Source organism: Haloarcula rubripromontorii, assembly GCF_001280425.1.
Taxonomy (GTDB): domain Archaea; phylum Halobacteriota; class Halobacteria; order Halobacteriales; family Haloarculaceae; genus Haloarcula; species Haloarcula rubripromontorii.
In genome coordinates, this window is record NZ_LIUF01000004.1 from 274,484 (window position 1) to 293,808 (window position 19,325).

Genomic DNA, 19,325 nt, shown 5'->3' on the forward strand with positions numbered 1-19,325 from the left:
CCCGAGGCGGCCTTAGCTGCGACCGTTCCAGTCGGTCAGTGCGTGCGACGTTGAGTGTCCAAAGAAACACCAGTCACAGCAGCCGCTCTCGGATGTACTGGTCGACGTTCTCGGTGTCGTCGAGTTCGGCGAGCGTGTCCAGCGCCCCTTCCATCGAGTCGAGGTCCTCGGCGGTGAAGTCGTCCTGCTGAGCGACGCGGCCGAGGCTCACGAGGAGTTTTATCTTGCTCACGGTAGTGTCGAGCTCCATCACCTTCGTCACGACGTTCTCGTCGTCGGGGTCGTTCAGTCGAACGAACGACGGCGGAATTACGTCACGGAGCAGGGCCGAAACGTATAGGTCCTCGTCAGTAGCGTCGGCAGGAACGTCAGCAAGCATCCGCTTGACTACTGAGCGGCGGTCGTTTGAATTGGCCACGACAACGTTTCGGACGAATCTATCGGAGTCGACGCGGCGCAAATCGCGGTTCTCGTCGACGCGAACACGGACCAGTTCCAGAATTTCGTTCGGGAACTCCGTGCTGATGTCGTCACGGTGGACGCATACATCTGCACCGTAGCCACCGACGGCGAGTGCTGCGAAGGGGTCGGCGAGGGGTACTGAGGGGGACTCGGTATCGTCACTCACCTGTCTGTCCCCTCTAACAGATGCCGATCGACCGGATGGTCGCGACCAAGATCTGCCCACGGCGCTCGTGTGCGAACAAGCAGTATGCTGCCAGTCTCAAGTTCCTCAACGTGCCAGGCGGGAGCGCTCATCACGTGGTCACGACCGCCGAAGTCGTTGATGAGCGACGACGAGTAGATACCGAACCACGGAATCCGCTCGAGTTCGAACTCGGCCGCCATCGGAATGACGTCAGTCGGGTCCGGGCCGATCTCTGGCTCCGGGTTCGGTGACATGACGTAGTACGGCTCATATTCGACGGCCAGCGCGCGAACAAGTTCGAGTACGGCACCAGTCAACCCCTGATACTCGCCCGCATCGTCATCTGGAACGAACATCTGTCTCCGCATAGAGATGTCCAAAAAACACTTCGGCATAGCATCGTAGATGAATCCGACAGAGACACGGCCTGGCCCGTCCTGCCAGTATAAATCGAACGCGCCTGACTCATCGACGGAGAAATCCGCCGGTCCAACTGTCTTGTCCGGCGGACCGAGTTCGAAGCCGTCTATCGACCTGCATATTTCCAGTGTCTGTCTGACAAGCTCTTTGGACCGCCACGGCTCGGTCCGATAGAATCCGAACCATATTCGAGACATGTTAGTCGCCTTCGCTAAATCGTTCGAACCTAATTTCAATTCCGAAGTCTGACTCCACTTCAGTTGCGACGTCTCCGAGCGTGGATATCTCGTCGGTGTCCAGTGTTCCAGTGTTAATCCTGCTGCTGGTCCGAAGCTTGTCCAGCACGTCGTCAGAGAACGCACGGTCTGGGCCCCGACTGACGGTGATCGTGATACTCCCGCCGTCCCCGTGCGCCGCAATCGTGTTCAATTTCTTCCAGAGATCGGAGATATCCTCCGCCCGCCGTCGATACGCGAAGTCCGCCTCAGCGAACGGCTCGAAGTCGGTTTTCTTGATTTCGGTACTCGACCCCCCGTCGACGTTGACGTCGATGTCGGTCTCCTCGAAGAGGTCGGTGTCCGGATCGAGGTCAGTCTCGCTCTCCACGTCATCTATGTCGCTTTGGTCGAGCTCGATATCGTCCTCGAGGTGGAGGTTGTTCGGGTCGACACCGTCGTCTAGTTTTTCCGTTGCATCCTGAGCTGCACCGTCAACTCCTCTGAAGTTCTTTGCGTTGCCACCGCCAGTTCGTTCTCGAATCATACTGTCTAGACCATCGACACCCCCATCCTTGGCATTTGCAAGCTGGTCGAGATCGTCCTGGACGTCTCGCGGACTCCGGGCGCCATCGAACTCTGCACGCCGGTAGCTGTCGTATGAGACGATGAGATCTCCGACCTCACCATCGGAGAGCCCGTCGACGCTGTCACTCAATGCATCGGCGTCGTTGACGGTGCTGACCCCCGTGTCACCCATCCCATCGATCAGGTCGGTCGCTGCGTCCTGTCCGTCCCCGTCGAGCTCGCTAATCGACTGTCTGACATCGTTTACATCGTCGGCATCGAGGTCCCCGTCGACGTTCGTGAGCGCATCTTGCAGGTCATTTTCGACGTCGTCGGGGAGGTCCGGACAGCTTCCACCGCTCTGTGCGAGCGTCGATGGCGACGCTTCGACCGAGTGGTATCGGTCGGTCCGGAACGAGCCCGCCCCTCCGAGCGACGGTGCACCGCGAGCCCCACAAGGAGAGATGACGGCGTCGAACGTGTCCGAGTCCGTGCGGCCTGCGAAGTCGGCCGCGTCGTCCCCGTTGCGTGCCAGCAGATCGTCGAACTCGTCCTTCCCATCGCTATCCAACTCATCGTACCGCTTGAGCGCCGTCCCGAGTTCGTCGCTGTCGAGGTCGCCGCTCTCGTAGGCCCGCCGGAACTGCCACTGCGTCGTCCCGACATCCTCGGGCACGACCACGCGGCTCCGGCCGTCGGGACGCTCGAGTACGAAGTCGGAGTTGCCGCTACGGTGCCGGGCTTTACTCCTAGCCAGGTATCGCTACGGTTCCAGTAAGTAGTCCTCTACTCCCGTACTCAGTAGATTGCCGCTGGGTCAAACGTATGGCGTCCCCACTCGTCGGTCGTCACCGACAGGTTGTACCAGAAATCGTCCCACTCGTAGCACTCTCGTTTAATTTCCGCCGGTGAAACCGCTTCGTCAAGCTTCCCGAGAAACGTCCCGAGTCGCTCTCTGTTTACTCGCGCAGGCTCGCTACCTCCCATCCAGACATCACTATGGAGATTTACGGATATCACAGTCTTGTATTCTGTATCGACGGGATCAGATTCTTTGCTCCGGTAGTGAGTAACGCTGCATTCCATTGGTGCTGGAAGGACCCCATCTGGTCGAGGCTCACCTTTCATGTACTGAATGCAATCCTGCCTATCGACGAGTTTGTCACCCTGTCTTAATCGAAGTTTTATCCGCGCCCATCTGATACGAATATCTGTTAAATATGAAACGCCGTTCCCTTCACTTTTAGTCGCCGCTGCGACATCCGGCGGTGATATCTCCTCGCCAGTTAACACTATCTCGTTTCTATCTCTCGGGTTTCGGTCCTGGCCAACATCTACAAGCCTTCGGTCTTCGTCGTGAATCTCAACTTCTGTCTGGATTTCAGTCGGGATGATGAGGTCTCCAAACGCTTCGAATAGCTGTTGATAGCGACGGATACATTCCTCGGTAACCTCCGACAATGTCGTGGCACGCGACGGGACGACGAAGTCCCATGCGGCGGCGCACTCAATCGAGACGCCAACTTTTGACTCGGTATTCTCTGTCATACAGTAACCGTACGAGTAGTCCCGTCGTTTGCGACTATGCGAATCTCCTTGGCATGAACTGTCCCACCATACGAATCGATGGCACTATTAACCGCCATTTCAGCGCTATCAAGTTCACTCTTCGGTTCTGTAGTGCGGACTTCTAGGACGCTTTGATCCTCACTGACTGTAGAGCCTGCCTCGTCGAATTTTTTGTTAACCGACTCAAGTTGCCTTTTTACCCAGTCATCATTGAATTCACCGTCTCCCAGCCTCGTCTTCACCTCGACGTAGTCCGTTCCGGTGTATTGGTTGTCGACTTTCAGGTCGTACGCACCGTCCACTGGCTCCAGTTCAACCTCACTCCCTTCCTGATCAGCGTATCTAAAGGCGCTGGCCGTCTCGCCGTTCTGACTAGGGATCTTAGCAGGTTGGTCGGAGGTTTCGTCCATCAGCTTTTCGGGGTTGGTTATAGAGTCTCTGTTCTTCGCTTCGGCAACGTCATCGATGTGTTGGTTGACGGCGTCATCATCGATATTATCCCGCCTGTGAGCACGGGTCATCTTCGTTCGCCATTTGTCGATACTGTTGAAGTCAGCCTCAGCGTAGGCGTCATTGTTACCGATGTCGAAGAACCGCTCTCTCCGACTGCTGTCCATCTGGTCGACGAATCTGATTCCGTCTGCACCGGTGTCACCGAAGAGCCGTTTCAGACCGTCCTGCCGGTAGCCAGATTGGACACTCTCGACTTTATTTATCACATTGGTACGGCTAATATCGCTGTTCTCTCGCGCTGCTTCGCTGACACTGCTGTAGAAGCGCCCTTCCTCTGCATCAGTGAGTCCGTCGCTACAGCCAGCGGTAGCCAGCGTTTCCAATTCCGGCGAGTCGACGGCATGATATCGGTCACCGTGCAGGTCTGCAGGGGCACCGACTGACGATGTACGGCCACAATTCAAGCCCAAGAACCGGCGAGTCTGGTCCGAATCTAGACCTGCAACGAACCAGACGCCATCATCACCTGCGGCATCCACCAGCTCGTCGAACTCTTGCTTCCCGTTGCTATCCAACTCATCGTACCGCTTGAGCGCCGTCGCGAGTTCGTCACTATCGACGGAATCGCTGTCGTAGGCCCGGGCGAAATCGCTCCGGGTACGGCCATTCATCTCGACCCGGGTCAGAGCATCAATTTCGTCCTGGTCCATTTGCCGGACGGCACGGGCAACGGCTGGATCGTTTTCTGTAAGCAGTGTACCGAGGCGTCGCTGTTGGGCTGGGTCCAACTCCGCCATGTCAACGTCTGTCCGACGGATTGTGTGCCGGATGCGGACTGTATCAATTGCTGTTCTAGCGGGTTTGAGGACACGGCGAGCGCCGTCGTCTGTGAAAAGCTACCGCAGTCACAGAAGCTTTTGTTCGATGTACTGGTCGATACCGTCCTGGTCGTCCATCTCACCAAGCTCGTCCAGTATCCCCTCGATAGTACTCATAACATCGTCGGAGACGTCTGCCGAGCGCGCAGTTCGGGCCAGACTCACCAGCAGGTCGAACTTGCTGGTCACGATGTCCAACGCCATGGTCTTCGAGACGACCGACTCGTCTTCGGGACCGTCCAACTGGACGAACGCCGGCGGAATCGACCCTTCGATGAGCGCCGACAGCCGCTCGTCGTCTTGGTCAACACCGGCCGGTAGCTCGCCGATCGGGCCGTCGTTGATGAGCCGCCTGACGAACGAGTCGTCGTCTATACGACGGAGGTTGTCAGACTCGTCCCGATAGACCCGCTCCAGCGTCAGCGCTTCGTTGGTGAACTCCGGGGCGAGATCGTCCGTCGTAATGACTGCATCCGTCCCGTACTCATCCGGGTCGAGCGCGGTGAACGGGTCCGAGAGACCACGTTCCTCGTCGGCATCCCCACGCTTCAGGTCCCTCCGCTCTGAGTCGGTGAATGGGGGGTTCTGCCAGGGGCCGTCAGCAGTCATGGCCAAGACGTGTCCACTGTCCAGTTCCGCATACCGCCACGGTTCCCCGCCGTACAGCCCATCGAAACCGCCTAGCTCTTCCAGCAGTGACCTAGAATAGACAGCCAGTTGCGGGACCTGATCAATGTGGTCGGCGAACGGCATGCCCGTCGGTGCGATTGCGTTATGGCTCCCAGTTTTGAACAGTGACACGTATTCCGCGTCATATGCAGAGGCTAATTCACAAGCGAGATTGATGATAGCGGCCACGAATTCGGCGTGGTTCTGACTGTTCGACCAGTTCGACGGAAAGAGGATATCCGAGAGTCCCACGGATAGAACGCGTTCGTACGGCGCTCTATCCGAGGAGACATCGAACATGAACGAAACGGTCGTCTTGTCGTAATTGCCGTTGAAATACGGCCAGTCATCATCATCCGGTTCCTGATCTCTGTCAATGTCGAAGCCAGCCGCTTCAGCCGCGTCGAAGCCGGTCGAAACGATGTCACCGGCAAACTCGGGAACGTGGACCGTGAGGTGGCGAGGTGACATTGTTATATGTCACCATAGCTAGTTACTTCAACTGTTACGTCTTTCGATATCCCCAGCTCATCTGCCAGCGTCGTTTCGATGTCGTTTTCCAGTCTGTTGCTCAGAACCTCTCGGGACGATGAGCTACTGCTCCCGCCGAGACGGTTAGCCTCCACGTCGATATAGTCTTGATCCATGGCCACGACGATTTCATCTTCGCCTGCGACTGCGTGGGTCCGTAGCTTCTTTTTCAAGCCGTTCCAGTTGTCTATTCTGAAGAATTCAGCGCTGTCCGGATCGAGGTTTTTGGATTCGATTGCCGGGTCCTCAAGCGTCCGGCCGTTGATTTCTACCTCAGTGTTCACCTTCGCATCGATGTCACTACTTGAGCCACCTCTGGCACTATCAACATTCTTGAACGCATCACTGTTTTCGACATCGTCGGCAATGTCCTGACTGTACTCATCGGCGATATCATCTGCAGAGAGGTCTTTTTCGAGTGCGACATCGCCATCGTTGGCATCGATCTCGGCCCGGTCATCGAGTGCTCTTCCGACATATCCTTCACCGGAAAGACCTTTGAACCCCTTTTTATTACCCTGAATATCTCTCACAATTTCGTCAATCTCGTCGAAACCGTCACGACCTTGCAGATCGTCCAGCAAACCTTCCAGTTCGTCGGCGCTGGTGATTGGCCCGCTATCGACGTCCACTCCCGCATTTAATGCAGAAAGATATTTGCTCTTCTCACTACCCGACAGTCCCAACTTGTCGGGGAGACAGCCATTGTCGCTCTGCAGGGACGGCGACGGTGTTGCAACCGAGTGATACCTATCGGACCGCAGCGAGCCAGCAGCACCGAGAGATGGTGCACTGCTAAGGCCACATCCTCTAAACGTCGAGTCGAACGTGTCCGAGTCCGTGCGGCCTGCAAACTCTGCCGCGTCGTCACCGTTGCGCGCCAGCAGGTCGTCGAACTCTCGCTTCCCATCGCTATCCAGACTGTCGTACCGCTTGAGCGCCGTCGCCATCTCGTCGCTGTCGATAGAATCGCTCTCGTAGGCCTCAGTAAAGCGCCGCTGGGTGGCGGCGTCGTCCATCTGGAGGAGCGCGTCGGCGGCGTCCTGTTCGCTTTCCGCCAGATCGTTGAGCGCGCGACGCCCACTGGGACCGGTGTTCTCGAAGAGATCGGTGGCCTCGTGTGAGTATCGTTACCGTCGAAGTAGTCCTTCATTGACCAATCGAACTGGTCGTTATTCGTTCCGCCAATTATTCGTTGGAGCCACTTTCTTCCATTTCGTTCAGCATCTCCTCCAGTCTCCTTCGGGCATAGGCTGCTTCTTTGAAAAATTGGCGCTTCCCAATATCATGCTTCCCTCGTAGTTCTGGGTCATCGCAGTAAACATCACATGCAAAGAATAACGGTTCGAGTACTTCGTATGGCTCGTCTGGAGCAACATCGTGGTAATCCTCCTTGAACTCAGTCAGATACGTATGCATGAATTCTGACGCTTCTATTTCTCCATCTGTGTAGGAGCGTATAAGATCTAAATACTTGTTGGCTCTCTGAACAGCTTTCATAGTCATCCCCCTCCAATAACTCCCGTGTTTCGTATATTCTTCCTTTGTCCCTGAGTCAATTTGAATCCAGTGAGGAACTCCCCGTCGTCGATGATGATATCATTTCCAGTGTTTGGATTGTATATGTGTGTGACACTTTGGTCACCTTCTAATCGAGTGTATCGACCTTCGATTCGTTCCGTATTTGGATTAACCGCATGCTCAGCGATTGCCTCTCTGAACGCTTCCTGATTTTCTGGGTTGTTGTTACCGGTCACGCCGAAGTCATCAGCATGTTTGTATTTGCGCTCAATTTGGCCGTCTGGGAGGTCTATCTCCCCGACTTGATCCATCCTCCGCAGCGTATCCGTCCCAACAGAGCCTGATTCGTCGTATTGTCTGATCAGCGCTCGTGAGAAGCGATCGTCTCTGTTGATGACATCAGTGACATCACAACCCTCGTCGGTGGCGAGCTGTTTCGTGTCTCCGAGGAGGTCGGCTGCCCGGTCATCGCTTATTTCGCCTCGTTGGACGCCTCCCAATAGATTGTTTCGGAAGGTGGTGGCGTCATTGGAACTGACTGAATCAGTTTGTTTGAGTCCATGCCAGGCCTCAGTGAAACTGTCACAGGGACTGTTACAGACCTGCTCATCGAGGAGTGAGACGCCATCGTCACCGCCACGCATCACCATCGCATCGGCCGTTCGTTTTTCGTTCGCGTCCAACTCGTCGTACCGCTTGAGAGCCGTCGCCATTTCGTCACTGTCCAGTTCGCCGTTATCGTAGGCCCGGGTAAACCGCCACTGGGTAGCGGCGTCGTCCATCCGCAGCAGCACGTCGCGGCGTCAGGGTTGCTGTCGGTCAGGTCGTTGAGCGCTTCCCGCCCACTTGGACCAGTATTTTTGAAGTAGTCGGTCGCTTCGCTCGCGGGATTGTACTGCCCATCGACATCGTCGAAGTGGTTTTTCGTCGAACTGGTTCGAGACGCGCTGGCGGCGAGCGCCGGGCATCCCGTCGAATTTATCCGTGATCTGTCGGGTATAGAAGTCTGCGCAGCTTTCGGCAACTTTCTGGAGGAGGAATTGTTTTTATCAATTCCCATGTACACTTTTTTGAATACTGTCGAGTCGACGCCCAAACCCAGATATAACTCAAAATGCAGCAGATGGCTCTATGCAGTTCCTATTTCATTTCTGATGCTGGTTGTATCCTCCAGCCATCTTGACTATCTTTGACAAATTTTGTTTCATTTTCAGGGTAAATCACTCTCACAGTGGTTCCGTTGTCGTATTTGTCATCCGGTAACCCCTTACCAAGGTATAGTTGTACCTTCTCGTCAGGCGAACTGCCTCGTGTTGAGGTAGCGAGAGGATTCATTTTTTCCTCAATGTACTCCAGTCGGATATCAACCCCGTCAGAATCCATCCATTGGAAATTTTCAAGTACCCACTCGATTGCGTGCTGCTCCTGCAGTGAAGGACACGCGGGGATCTCCTGTTCTAATGTCTGTCGCCCGTTCGAAGATTCGAACATCAGTAATTCTATTTCAGCCGGCGCGATATTATCATACAATCTAAATATCGCAGTTTCCAGCCGTTTGTAATCGATTTTCGCGAGTGGTGTAGTTTCCGGTTGAGAGGTGCTGCCCCCCTCCTTCAGGAGCCAGTGACCCGAATGGCCGATGATACTCACTTTTTGTACTCGGGTAGGTCTGTGAGTACTTGCTTGACCAATTTTGAGTTCAAGAGGTACAAACGGCCCATGTAAATCTTTTTTGTTTTCACTTTTGATTAGCGCACTCCTGTCCGATTCGGGGAGATAATGGACACCATTTGATAGAGTAACACGCGTGCTTTCTGCTATTCTGACCCAACCCAAGCGACGCGTTTCGACGCTTTCAACGGTCTTCCTGATTGTCTCCACGATCTCCTCGGTACCCAGTCCGTCTGAGTCTGTTAGTTTCCGTTCACAATTCCCATTCTGGTCAGAACTAACTATTCCAAATTCAACTGCAGTCGGACGGACAAGATATCTGAACGAATCCAACACCTTTCTAGTCGTACTTATCAGACGGTCGGACTGTCGTTCAGTCTGTAGGTGCCCAATCGGTGCCTCAAATGTTATATCGAAGAGAGAACTGTCGTACGTAATATAGTCGTAGTCTTTAGTTCCCATTGTTTACCTCGTTATACGCCTTGCGGACGGAGAACTTTCCGTTGTCGACGGCTTCGCCGTTATCATTGATTATCTTTACTGTCATGCCAGGGTTATCCCAACCGGATAAGCTCTTAGGCAATCTATTGATGTCTTCGCCATTCCGCTTTGCTCTGATTAGCTCTTTGAAAGATTCTTTCGGTGTGTCAGTGCCCGTAGTAGTCGGGTTGAAGTCGTCAGGGATTTTCCCCTCAGCACCTATTTCAACGACTCGGTTGTGGTCTTTCGAGATTCCGTCGAATGAGCCATCGGCCTTGTGTATTCTGTCCTTCAATTCCAACCCACCTTTGAGGTCACCTTTGACATTCTTTTGTTCCACATACAGTGGTTTAGAGCTGCTTCCCCTGTTAACAAGCAAATCCGGCTCTCCCTGTCCACTAGTTGCTGGCTCTACAGTCACATCGCCGTACTCCTCTGCATAGTATTTTGTTCGACTAGCTTCGAATTTTTGACCGCGAATCTGGCTAGCTGTTGGGTCTTCAATCGTTTCTTCTACGAGCCCTTCCGAATTCTTTATATCTATATTGTCACTGCCTTTTAACTTCTGTATACCACGGACATCCTTTGCATATTGGGCGATACCCTCCGATTGAACGGGAGAGTCTGAATCACCAGACTTCCGAGCAAGCCCGTTTCGCCATTTTGCCATATCGGCGCCTTGCAGATCAGCCTGAATGAACGACTGCAACGCATCTCCCTTTGCTTTGCCTAACTCGTCAATAATCCTGGCACCATCTGCCCCAGTCTCATCAACCAGATCCTTCGCTCGCTCTGCATCTTTTGTATTCAGTTTATTAATCCGATCGTCTACCCGAGTAATCATCGCCGAATCCACACTGTCGTCAGCCAGTAGATCGGCTTTCGTCCGGTCGTACCCGTCGATACCCCCGTCAGCCACCACTCGCTGGACGGTATTGTCGTCGGCTTCGGCGAGGAATTCCGTACCATCGTCGCCCGTATCAGCAATTAGCTCGTCAGCCGCATCCTGCTCTCGGCTATCCAGCTCGTCGTACCGCTTGAGCGCCGTCGCCATCTCGTCGCTGCCGAGGTCGCCGCTCTCGTATGCGCGGGCGAAGGCCCGCTGTGTGGCGGGCACGTCGTCCATCGCGACGAACGTTTCCAGCGCTCGTTGGTCCCCGGAGCTATGCAGATCCAACATCAGCTCCCGTCCAGAATCGCCAGTTCGTCGCATCGACCGACTAACTCGTTCGGTTCGGGATGGGCCTGTAGCGCGCTCTGGGACCGATTCGATGAGTCGTGTCCATCGTGGTGAGTTCAGCCGCTGTGCATGGCGCACACGCTCGGGTATCGCCACCCGGCCGAGTGCGCGTCGGGTTCCTGCTGGCTTGATATCAGTGTCTTTCGAAATGGTTGATGCCATCTTAACTGACCGATGGAATGTCCAGCCTCTCGCTGTCGTTCCAGCATCGCCAACTGTGTCAGTTACCTTCCGCAATTTTGCGGCTTTCGAGACCGTTGAGCCACCACCGGTTGCGAGGCCAATACTGACCTCAGAGCCAGCGGTACCGGTGCCGTATCCCACCAACCAACTTTGACCATAGAGTTTGTAGTTTTCTGTCTCGGTACTCCGGTCGAACGGGTTCTGCCGATCCTGAAGATTCCTGGCTGCAGAGGGAAGGGTCTCAGGCGCTCTCAGCGCTGCGTCAGGAAGCTTTTCGAGATCTCCGAGCCAGGTGACAGCCGTCCACGGATGTGAGAGGAAGTAGGATATATCAAGTGCTGATTGCTGAATACCCCATACCCCTCCGCTTCGGTATGCTATTCCCGAGATCACGCGATCTTCGGTCACCTCGCCAGTAGCCGGATGATCAGCAGCGGTCTTGGCAAGCTCGGGAATTGCCCCCGGAGAAGTGTAGTCACTAGATCGCCTGTTCCTGTTGCTATCAATTGCTGTAACAGTTACCGGAGAGGTTTCGAAGAACTGACCAAGTTCCTGAAGGGCAAACACTCCAGCTTTGTCGACAGGTGTTCGAACGGTGAATTCGACTCGCCTGTACGATGTCGTTGTCTCATTGTCAAACTCGATTGTCTCTCCGTCAACCTGACACGCTGACTGTGGGACAGGGTCTAGATTCGAGCCTGCTTGACGAGCAAGATACTGACAATCCGGCTTCACCACCAATTTGGAGACGCCGCTCGGATCATGGGCACGTAAACGGACGGTGTACCGGTATTTTGCAACGAAAATAGAATTGGGACCATCCGAGTCTGTAACATCGATATTTTTGGGGCTTACCGTTTTTGTAGTACCCTGTTGCCTCACGACCACCTTCGTTGAATCTTTTATACGTTTTGTTCGAATGCCTTCGATCGTTACCGTTGGAGCACGGTGGTCGAACAGGACTGGAGCTGTACCACTTTCGAACTCTGTCTGATCGGGGATGCTGTCGCCATCAGTGTCAGCACGATTTGGGTCTGTCCCACGAAGGTGTTCAACGTTGTCTGCAAGTCCATCATCGTCGGTGTCAGACAGCAGCGGATCAGATATTGCGGTTGTATTCGTGAGATACGCCCGATTCGGTGAAGGGCTATTACCAGCCTCACTGAGCACTGAAACGTTGATATCAGTTTCTTTTGCGATTGCTATCGCGATGGCTCTCGAAGAACGGCTATCTGTACCACGGTTAATTGGGTGCTGGTACGCATCAGTCTCGCCACGGTACAATGAGCGCAGATATGATCTCAGTAATTGTTTCGAGGGATCGGGACGAGAAACGTTCAAATAGCCCTGTGACGCATTTGCACTGGTCGTCCGCTGAACTTCCCAGCCTGCGACTTCCTCCGCGTCGGTCAGGTTGTCGCCGTCAGTGTCGACCTGCCTTGGATTGGCGAGGTGCTTGTAATAGGAGACAGTTGTGCCGCGATACCTGACCTCCGTGTACTGGCCGATTTCTTTGCTGTCTGAGAGGCCGTCGCCGTCGGTATCGGCATCGGTCGGATCTGTTTGGATCGTCTCCCCGCTACCAATCCGTGTCTCAGCCCGCTCGACAGTATCTGGCAGTCCATCGCCGTCGCTATCCCGCTTGACGCGCACTCGGTCGACCGAAACGATTCCATTCTCCGCCGTTACTGCCAGTTCGAGTCGGCCGTTCGTTTCGGTGCCCGACGCATTGAGCCGGTAAACATCCCGCTTGGTAATGGACGCATTATCGAGGACACTGCCATTCGCGGTCTGGAGTGCGACCCGGCCGCCGCCGGTCGACGTGGCATTGATCTGTACAGTGAAGTTCTTGATCCCGTTAATCGATCCAAAGGTGCGCGTCACCTGACCATGCTCAGATGTCTCGGTGGACGAACCATCGTCAGGAGACACAGCAGAGCTGTTGATGATTACCGACTCTCCGAAGTATGACGGATCATCACGGTTGTCAGAAACATGATACTCAATGCCACCGGATTTGAGAGTCGTATCGACGCCAGAGATGTTGGCATACTGGTTACCTTGGGTGTCCGTCACGGTGAGTGATATCTGGCCATCTTTTCCCCATTCGATGCGGCCACGAAGCCAGCGGTCTTTGGGGAGCTGCGTATCTGTTTCCGCGAAAACATACTTGCTAGAACCGTGTTCCCTTCGGAGTTGAATTGGACTGTCACCCTGTCCGAGATAAGCATTGTAGAAGTGGTCAGCTTCATCGGTGACACCGAATCTGAAGCCCAGATCTCGTTCTTGCCCGTATTCGACGCCGTTGAAATGGACCCAGAAATCGAACGTATCACCTGCCGACGGATACCGGTCGAGGCCGCTTCTCGACTGGAGTTTGACACCAGATGCGACCTCGAGCAGGTTGCTCCCGTTCCGCGGTGTCACTTGAGGCGAGTCGGTTACTCTCACGTGATCGGACGAACCCTCGCGAAGATAATATTCGGACAAATCACCGTCTTCGAAGGTATCGATCGATTTCAGGCCGGTAGTCGAATCGTCTCCCGGACTAGTCACCTGCAGGCTGCCGTTCGTTACGCCAGCTTGGACTGCCATCCCTTGGGTCTGGGTCCACGATGGGAGATTCGCGATGGTCGTATTGGTGAAATTCTGATCAACACTCCAAGGAGAGGTGCGATTCCCGTCGAACTGTTTGACCCATTCCGTATAATCCATCGCCACGTACCGCGAGAAATGCGGCGTCTGTGTCCGTACAGTATTGTTCTCCGCATCGACAGTTGTATTCAGCGGGACGTAGGTTTGGGCCGACCGGTTGTATCGGAATATCGCCAGCGTGGATTCGTTGTTCGGAACCGCCGACTCATTGTAGGAGAATGCAATAGTCGCGTTGTCGAACTCGCGTTCACTTTCGAATTCAACGACAGGTGAAACGCTTGCATTCTGTAAGGAGTCAGTGACAACAGGTCCGTCGGTAACTCCCGAAGTACTCACGCTGGACGCGATATCGCCGGAGCCGTTGACTCGGACAGTCAAACCCAAGTCTTCGTCCGCTGTCGTTGTCGTGAACGTCTCGTTGCCGTCGCGGACACCATCGCTGTCCGAGTCTGGATTTGTCGGATCGGTACCCAGTGTGATCTCTTCGCCATCGAGTAAGCCGTCGTCGTCGGTGTCCGGATTCAACGCGTTCGTTCCATGTTCGATTTCACGTCCATCGGTGAAGCCATCGCTGTCGGAATCAGCTACGAACGGATCAGTCCCAGCCTCTAGTTCTTCGCCGGTAGTCAAATTATCCTGGTCTAGATTCCATTCGGAGTCTGAAACACCATCCCCGTTTGTGTCAGGGTCGGTCGGATCAACGCCCTGAAGTCGTGATTCGACCTCATCAGTGAGGCCGTCACCGTCTGTATCGTTGCTGTGAGGGTCAGTACCGAGTCGATATTCGCGATATGCCGGTAATGTATCATTATCCCAGTCTTCTGCGCCGTCGATCACAGCATCTCCGTCAGAGTCTGCTACCCTGGGGTCGGTTTTCGTGACGTTTCGCTCGTATGCATCGGGAAGTCCATCACCGTCAGTGTCGTTCGAGGCCGTCGAGCGTGTGGCGACGAGGAGCCACTGGATATCCCCGACATCGGTTCGGTTGTCTCCTGTGTAATCGTACGCACTCCAGTTGGCACCAACTGCTGTGGACCCCAAGTGACGAGACAGTGCGTCGACGTCGACGATATTGACAGCCCCATCGCCGTTGACATCTTCGTAGAGGCCGTCACCATCTGGATCTGTGGGCTGGTTATCATCGACGAGCGGGTACGGGTGAGAATCGTTTTCTCGGGGCGGTAACTGCGCAATGGCACTCGCATTCGGCTCTGTTGAGCCATTCCAGTTGGTCGAAAGTGGTCCAGTCGCCTGGTTCCCGGCCGCTGCGGCGGGTGTTTGTGTCGGCTCGTTTCCGGCCGTGGTGACAGCCTGGTTTCCGGCACTTGCACCGGGGGTGTCATTGCCGGCCGTCTGCAGCGGGCCAGCCCCGGCCCCGGTCATCATTCCCGAGACTGGACCGACAGTCACTAATAGTAATACACCAAATATCGCTTGTAATTTTGTCGTCGAACTTGTCATATAAACCCCCACCAGAGGTATTGTTGTAAATTTGAATCAGTAATCAGAATACTTAATCCTACTTATTGAGACTATACATTTAATGAGAAAGCTTGCGACAGTATTCGGCGTTTGTATAGCAGTATCCCTCTTGACGGGAGTGGCGATGGGGGCGGGAAYGACCAGTGTCGAAGTCCAGCCATCGACTGAGACCGTTACGGTTGGCAACACAACCACCGTTGATGTCGTCGTCACGTCGACTACAGGCGGGGTCGGCTCACTAGATATCGAGATTGCAAGTACCAACGAATCGGTTGCAACAATCTCAAACACGACTGTTGCTGGGACCCCAGAAACAGTCCAGTCCTCTGAAGAAAGCAATGGCGTTCGCATTGCGGCGACTGGAATGGATACCGCTGACAGTGGCTCGGCGTCTGTTGTYTCGGTGACRCTCACGGGCGAGGCTGTCGGGACGAGCGATGTGGACCTGACCGTTGCAGCCGTCGGTGACGAATCCGGGAACGCGTACAATGTCACCAGTGTAGGTGGTGGAACGCTGACAGTCGAGTCCGGAGATGACACAACAGCAACCCCAACGGAGACGCCAACACCAACTCCAACTGAGACAGAAACTCCAAGTTCAACGGAGACTCCTACCGAGGAAGACTCTTCGAGTTCCGGCGGTAGTAGTGATGGCGACGACGATGATAGCGATTCAAGCAGCAGTGACTCGAGCGACTCCAGCGACACAGCGACAGTAACGGAACCGACGCCCAGTGACACGCCAACAGCGACGACGACCGAAGTGACTGGACGCTCGACCAAAACGGACACCGAGGAATCAACCCCAACCCAGACCAACAGTGGTGGGCCAGCAATCACTCCGAACGTGACGGACACACCGTCTCAGACCGCGACCACAGATGTCGAGCCGTCGGGCGGCTCACCCACGAATCTGCTCATCGGTGGGAGTATTCTCGTGGCTGTTCTCGGTGGGCTCATCATCTATCGTCGGTTGTAGAAGCGATTCCAAGACACACGAGACATTCTCACCTCACTGACGACTCAATTGGAGGGTGTCTGTCAATTCCCTCTGAAGAGCGGCCGGCAACTTACTCACTGCCGATGATATCGTTCGCTTCGTCGCGGGTGCGTTTCGCGGCTTCCTGAGCGTAGCCCTCGTGTGTGGTTTCGATGGACTTGTGCCGGAGTACATCTTGGGCCAGCTGTGGATTCTCGCGATAGATTTCTCGTCCGAGGCCACGGCGAGCGCCGTGGGGCTTCAGGGGTTCCTCGAAGTCATACTCTGACCAGTCACAGAGGTCAGCGAGGACATTTCGTGCTGACTGCGTTGTGATCGACGGCGTCGGTTCCAACGCTTTCGCAGCGTTGTCGAGTCTGGGGAACACAGCCTCGTCATCATCGGGCTCCCGAAGTTGCTTCCAGCGCCGGAGTGGACGGATAGCATCGTCGAGGATCGGCGCAGACTCACGAGTGCGGTTCTTCCCGAACACCTGCATCGTACCGGCGTTGAGATCGACGTGTCGCCATCGGAGGCCGTTGCGGTCTTCATCGTCGGAGACGGCGACGAGTTCTGCGCTGCGAGCACCAGAGTAGGCGAGGAGGAAGACGAGTGCCTGATTGCGGTACGCCGCTGTCCGGTCGATGTCCTCGCTCTCGCCGGCTTCGTCGACGCGAGCAGTGGCAGTCGCACAGATGGCGTCGCGGTCGCGTGTGGTCCAGTACTGCTGGTCGCTCTCTGTCTCGTCGGTTGGAAGCGGGTCTTCGGCGTGGTTGGTCTTGGCTGGGTTTGTCTGGATTAGGCCCTCGTAGACAGCCCAAGTGAGGAACGAGCGCAGATAGGCGAAGTAGCGGCGGGCTGTTTCTGGGGAAATCTCATCTCGATCCTCGGCACGGGCGAGGTCACGAGCGTATTGCCGACAGAGGTCGTCGTCGATATGCTCTGGACTCGTGATACCGTGCTGGTCCCGACTCCATGCTGCGAATTTCCGGAGGACGCTCGCGACGTTGGTTCGATAGCGTCCGGAGTCGATATCGACGAGCCGCTTGTCGATGGCTGCTTCGAGGGCGTCATCCCCGGGAGTAGCGTCGTACTCAGGCGGAAGACGATTCATGCTTCCCGTACAGCGGCGGTGCGGGTAAATCTGGTGGTGCTTATTAGAGTAATACAAACCTAATTCCAAAACCAGAATATCGGCGGTTCAGGTTCTGTATATCGAGCTAGATGGACTTAATGGGTTTGGTAAAGTGCATATCGCTATACAAAATCCCGGGCCTTTGGAAGTTGAGACTACAGCGGGTTTAGCGGGCCTATGATGCGTGGTTTCGGCCGTTTCAGTGATCGGGAATTGGCTCAGATTGCTCTCCAAACGGCTATTCCTATTGAACTTCCAACGGCATGCGCGAATTTCGGCGACTTCCGACAGCATTGCCACTCAGACGCTACGCTAACACGGGTAAAACCTCTCTCTATCCGATTCCGGTTTCCTTCTTCAACAGCGTCAGCGTGTTATCGGCCGTCACAATTGGCGAATGCTCGTAGTCGTCGGTCAACTCAACTTGTACCAGCAGGTCCACCGCTCGCCAAATCGAGTACAGGAGACACGCGAACGCGAAATAAAAGAACCGTAACCCGAAATCCTTCGATGTCGTTGCGGCCATGAATCGCTTAATCGACCTGTAGCCACTCTCGATCTCCCAGCGATAGCCGTATTCAGTGAGGAAGCTACTACCGCGATTGGACATGAACACCGAGTACTGCCGGTGATCATCATATTCAGAGTCCTCCTTCCGTCGGTAGATCAGCGTTGTCTCGTGCCACTCGTTCTTCCCGAGATGGAGTTTGCGGTCGGTTTCGTATCGGTCTTGACCCCGCTGGAGCAATCGCTTGGCCTGTGCTTTCTCGCTCGTCTGCATTCTCTTTGGGACGACGTACGACAGCCCGCGCTGGCTGAGCATCTCTAGAACGTGCTGACTATCAAACTCGCGGTCCATCAGCACGTTATCGACGTGAACGAGGTCCTGGGCAGAGTTGAGCAAGTCTTCGACGATTTCTAGTCGTGTCTCTCCCTTTCGGACCGGGCGCGCATCCAGCACAATTGGAACGGCGTTGCCGACCAGTTGGACCGTCGCCCACTGATAGGCGTACTCATCGGTCTTCTCCTGTGTCCCAATAATCTCGTCTTCGTGCCCGGTCCTGTCGCCTGTGAACGGGTCCGCTTCAGTAATATCGATAGCGACGATCCCCGCTCGGAAGAACTCCTCTGTCTCCGCTACTTCTTCCAATAATCGAGTCACGGCTCGTCGGTACATCTCCCGAATCTGTTCAATCGACAGGTCGCGGATGTGCTCGCGATGGGCGTGGCCCAACGGCGTTCGATCCCGGGTTGATTCGTAGACGAAACTGCGGGCTCCTTCGTTAGCAGCCAACCGTTCTCGAAGCCCGAGATGTGTTTGTAAGTCCCAATACGCGTTCTCGTGGATTTCACAACCACCACCACGATTTAACGAGAAAACTGGGAAGACGATGCGGCTGATGTGGTTCGTAATCGACGCTGTTTCGTCTAGGACGGCTTGGTTACCCGTGTCTGATTCTTCCTCGTCACGCTGAAATGGAAGCTGACGTTCTGGCTCGCGCGGGACAGCAACGTCCGCGTCCTGAGCTTTGATCAGAATCGTCCGCGCAGCTGCTTCAACTGTCTCACGAAGCTCTGTAGTGAATCGTTCATGCCAGCTGCGCCACAGCGTTGACTGGTCTGGGATCGTCTCTAATTCTAGTTGCTCACGGAGTTCAGAGTGGTGAGTGAGATACGTGAGGAGTGCCGTTTCGTGGGTCCAGCCGTGAAGTTCTTTGAGTAGAAATAATCGGAACAGTTGAGCCATCTCGTACTGGGTGGCTCCAGAATACTGGTCATGTGGCCCAAACTCGACATACGCTACTGGGTAGTGAGACACGAACTCGTCGGTGGAGTGGTGTGCCTGATGGTCAAACCATGTGGAGGCAACGATACGTATGTCTTCTTCCAGGCCAGCGAGAGAACTTCGGTCATAGAGTGGTGTCGAATTATATGCTGGCCACTCAGCGTATGATTGCTGGGCGATCCGTCGAAACACACTGCGTTGGGAGTCACAACTCGTTACCACTACGAGATGCTGGCCACGGC

At 54.9% G+C, this 19,325-nt stretch carries 14 protein-coding genes; 1 reads left to right on the forward strand and 13 read right to left on the reverse strand.

Annotated elements, in window-relative coordinates; genetic code table 11:
• Positions 1 to 73 precede the first annotated feature (73 nt).
• From AMS69_RS13725 to AMS69_RS13775, 11 genes are all read right to left on the reverse strand, one after another.
• Complete coding sequence (locus AMS69_RS13725; RefSeq protein ID WP_053968627.1) at positions 74 to 628, reverse strand: hypothetical protein; 555 nt, start codon at positions 626 to 628, stop codon at positions 74 to 76.
• Positions 625 to 1,005 carry a hypothetical protein gene (locus AMS69_RS20215; RefSeq protein ID WP_155119965.1) on the reverse strand — a complete coding sequence of 127 codons (381 nt, stop codon included), beginning with the start codon at positions 1,003 to 1,005 and terminating at the stop codon, positions 625 to 627. The genes AMS69_RS13725 and AMS69_RS20215 overlap by 4 nt, the downstream gene beginning before the upstream one ends.
• A 262-nt stretch (positions 1,006 to 1,267) precedes the next feature.
• Positions 1,268 to 2,527, reverse strand: a complete 1,260-nt coding sequence (locus tag AMS69_RS13735) for a hypothetical protein (RefSeq protein WP_053968882.1) — start codon at positions 2,525 to 2,527, stop codon at positions 1,268 to 1,270.
• Positions 2,528 to 2,649: 122 nt separating this feature from the next.
• Positions 2,650 to 3,399, reverse strand: coding sequence for a hypothetical protein (locus AMS69_RS13740; RefSeq protein ID WP_053968629.1), 750 nt, complete (start codon positions 3,397 to 3,399; stop codon positions 2,650 to 2,652).
• Entirely contained in the window at positions 3,396 to 4,583 is a 1,188-nt protein-coding gene (locus AMS69_RS13745; protein WP_155119966.1) for a hypothetical protein, read from the reverse strand. The genes AMS69_RS13740 and AMS69_RS13745 overlap by 4 nt, the downstream gene beginning before the upstream one ends.
• A 195-nt stretch (positions 4,584 to 4,778) precedes the next feature.
• The gene (locus AMS69_RS13750) at positions 4,779 to 5,891 is read right to left on the reverse strand and encodes a hypothetical protein (RefSeq protein WP_053968631.1); all 1,113 of its coding nucleotides are present in this window, start codon (positions 5,889 to 5,891) and stop codon (positions 4,779 to 4,781) included.
• Between the two features lie 2 nt (positions 5,892 to 5,893).
• The gene (locus AMS69_RS20685; protein ID WP_053968632.1) at positions 5,894 to 6,970 is read right to left on the reverse strand and encodes a hypothetical protein; all 1,077 of its coding nucleotides are present in this window, start codon (positions 6,968 to 6,970) and stop codon (positions 5,894 to 5,896) included.
• 169 nt (positions 6,971 to 7,139) lie between these two features.
• Positions 7,140 to 7,451: a colicin immunity domain-containing protein gene (locus tag AMS69_RS13760; protein WP_162230990.1), complete on the reverse strand. Its 312-nt coding sequence runs from the start codon at positions 7,449 to 7,451 to the stop codon at positions 7,140 to 7,142.
• Positions 7,452 to 7,453: 2 nt separating this feature from the next.
• Positions 7,454 to 8,254, reverse strand: coding sequence for a colicin D domain-containing protein (locus tag AMS69_RS13765; protein WP_155119967.1), 801 nt, complete (start codon positions 8,252 to 8,254; stop codon positions 7,454 to 7,456).
• A 358-nt stretch (positions 8,255 to 8,612) separates the two neighbouring features.
• Entirely contained in the window at positions 8,613 to 9,605 is a 993-nt protein-coding gene (locus AMS69_RS20225) for a hypothetical protein (protein ID WP_155119968.1), read from the reverse strand.
• Positions 9,595 to 15,162, reverse strand: coding sequence for a dockerin type I domain-containing protein (locus tag AMS69_RS13775; protein WP_155119969.1), 5,568 nt, complete (start codon positions 15,160 to 15,162; stop codon positions 9,595 to 9,597). The genes AMS69_RS20225 and AMS69_RS13775 overlap by 11 nt, the downstream gene beginning before the upstream one ends.
• Before the next feature lie 145 nt (positions 15,163 to 15,307).
• Between AMS69_RS13775 and AMS69_RS13780 the strand changes: the two genes are divergently transcribed.
• On the forward strand, positions 15,308 to 16,162 hold the full coding sequence (locus AMS69_RS13780) for a hypothetical protein (RefSeq protein ID WP_053968637.1): 855 nt from the start codon (positions 15,308 to 15,310) through the stop codon (positions 16,160 to 16,162).
• 91 nt (positions 16,163 to 16,253) lie between these two features.
• Here AMS69_RS13780 and AMS69_RS13785 read toward each other — a convergent pair whose 3' ends face one another.
• Positions 16,254 to 17,276: a tyrosine-type recombinase/integrase gene (locus AMS69_RS13785; RefSeq protein ID WP_053968638.1), complete on the reverse strand. Its 1,023-nt coding sequence runs from the start codon at positions 17,274 to 17,276 to the stop codon at positions 16,254 to 16,256.
• A 355-nt stretch (positions 17,277 to 17,631) separates the two neighbouring features.
• A complete protein-coding gene (locus AMS69_RS13790) occupies positions 17,632 to 19,305 on the reverse strand; it encodes a transposase (protein WP_053968639.1) in 1,674 nt (557 codons plus the stop codon).
• Positions 19,306 to 19,325 lie beyond the last annotated feature (20 nt).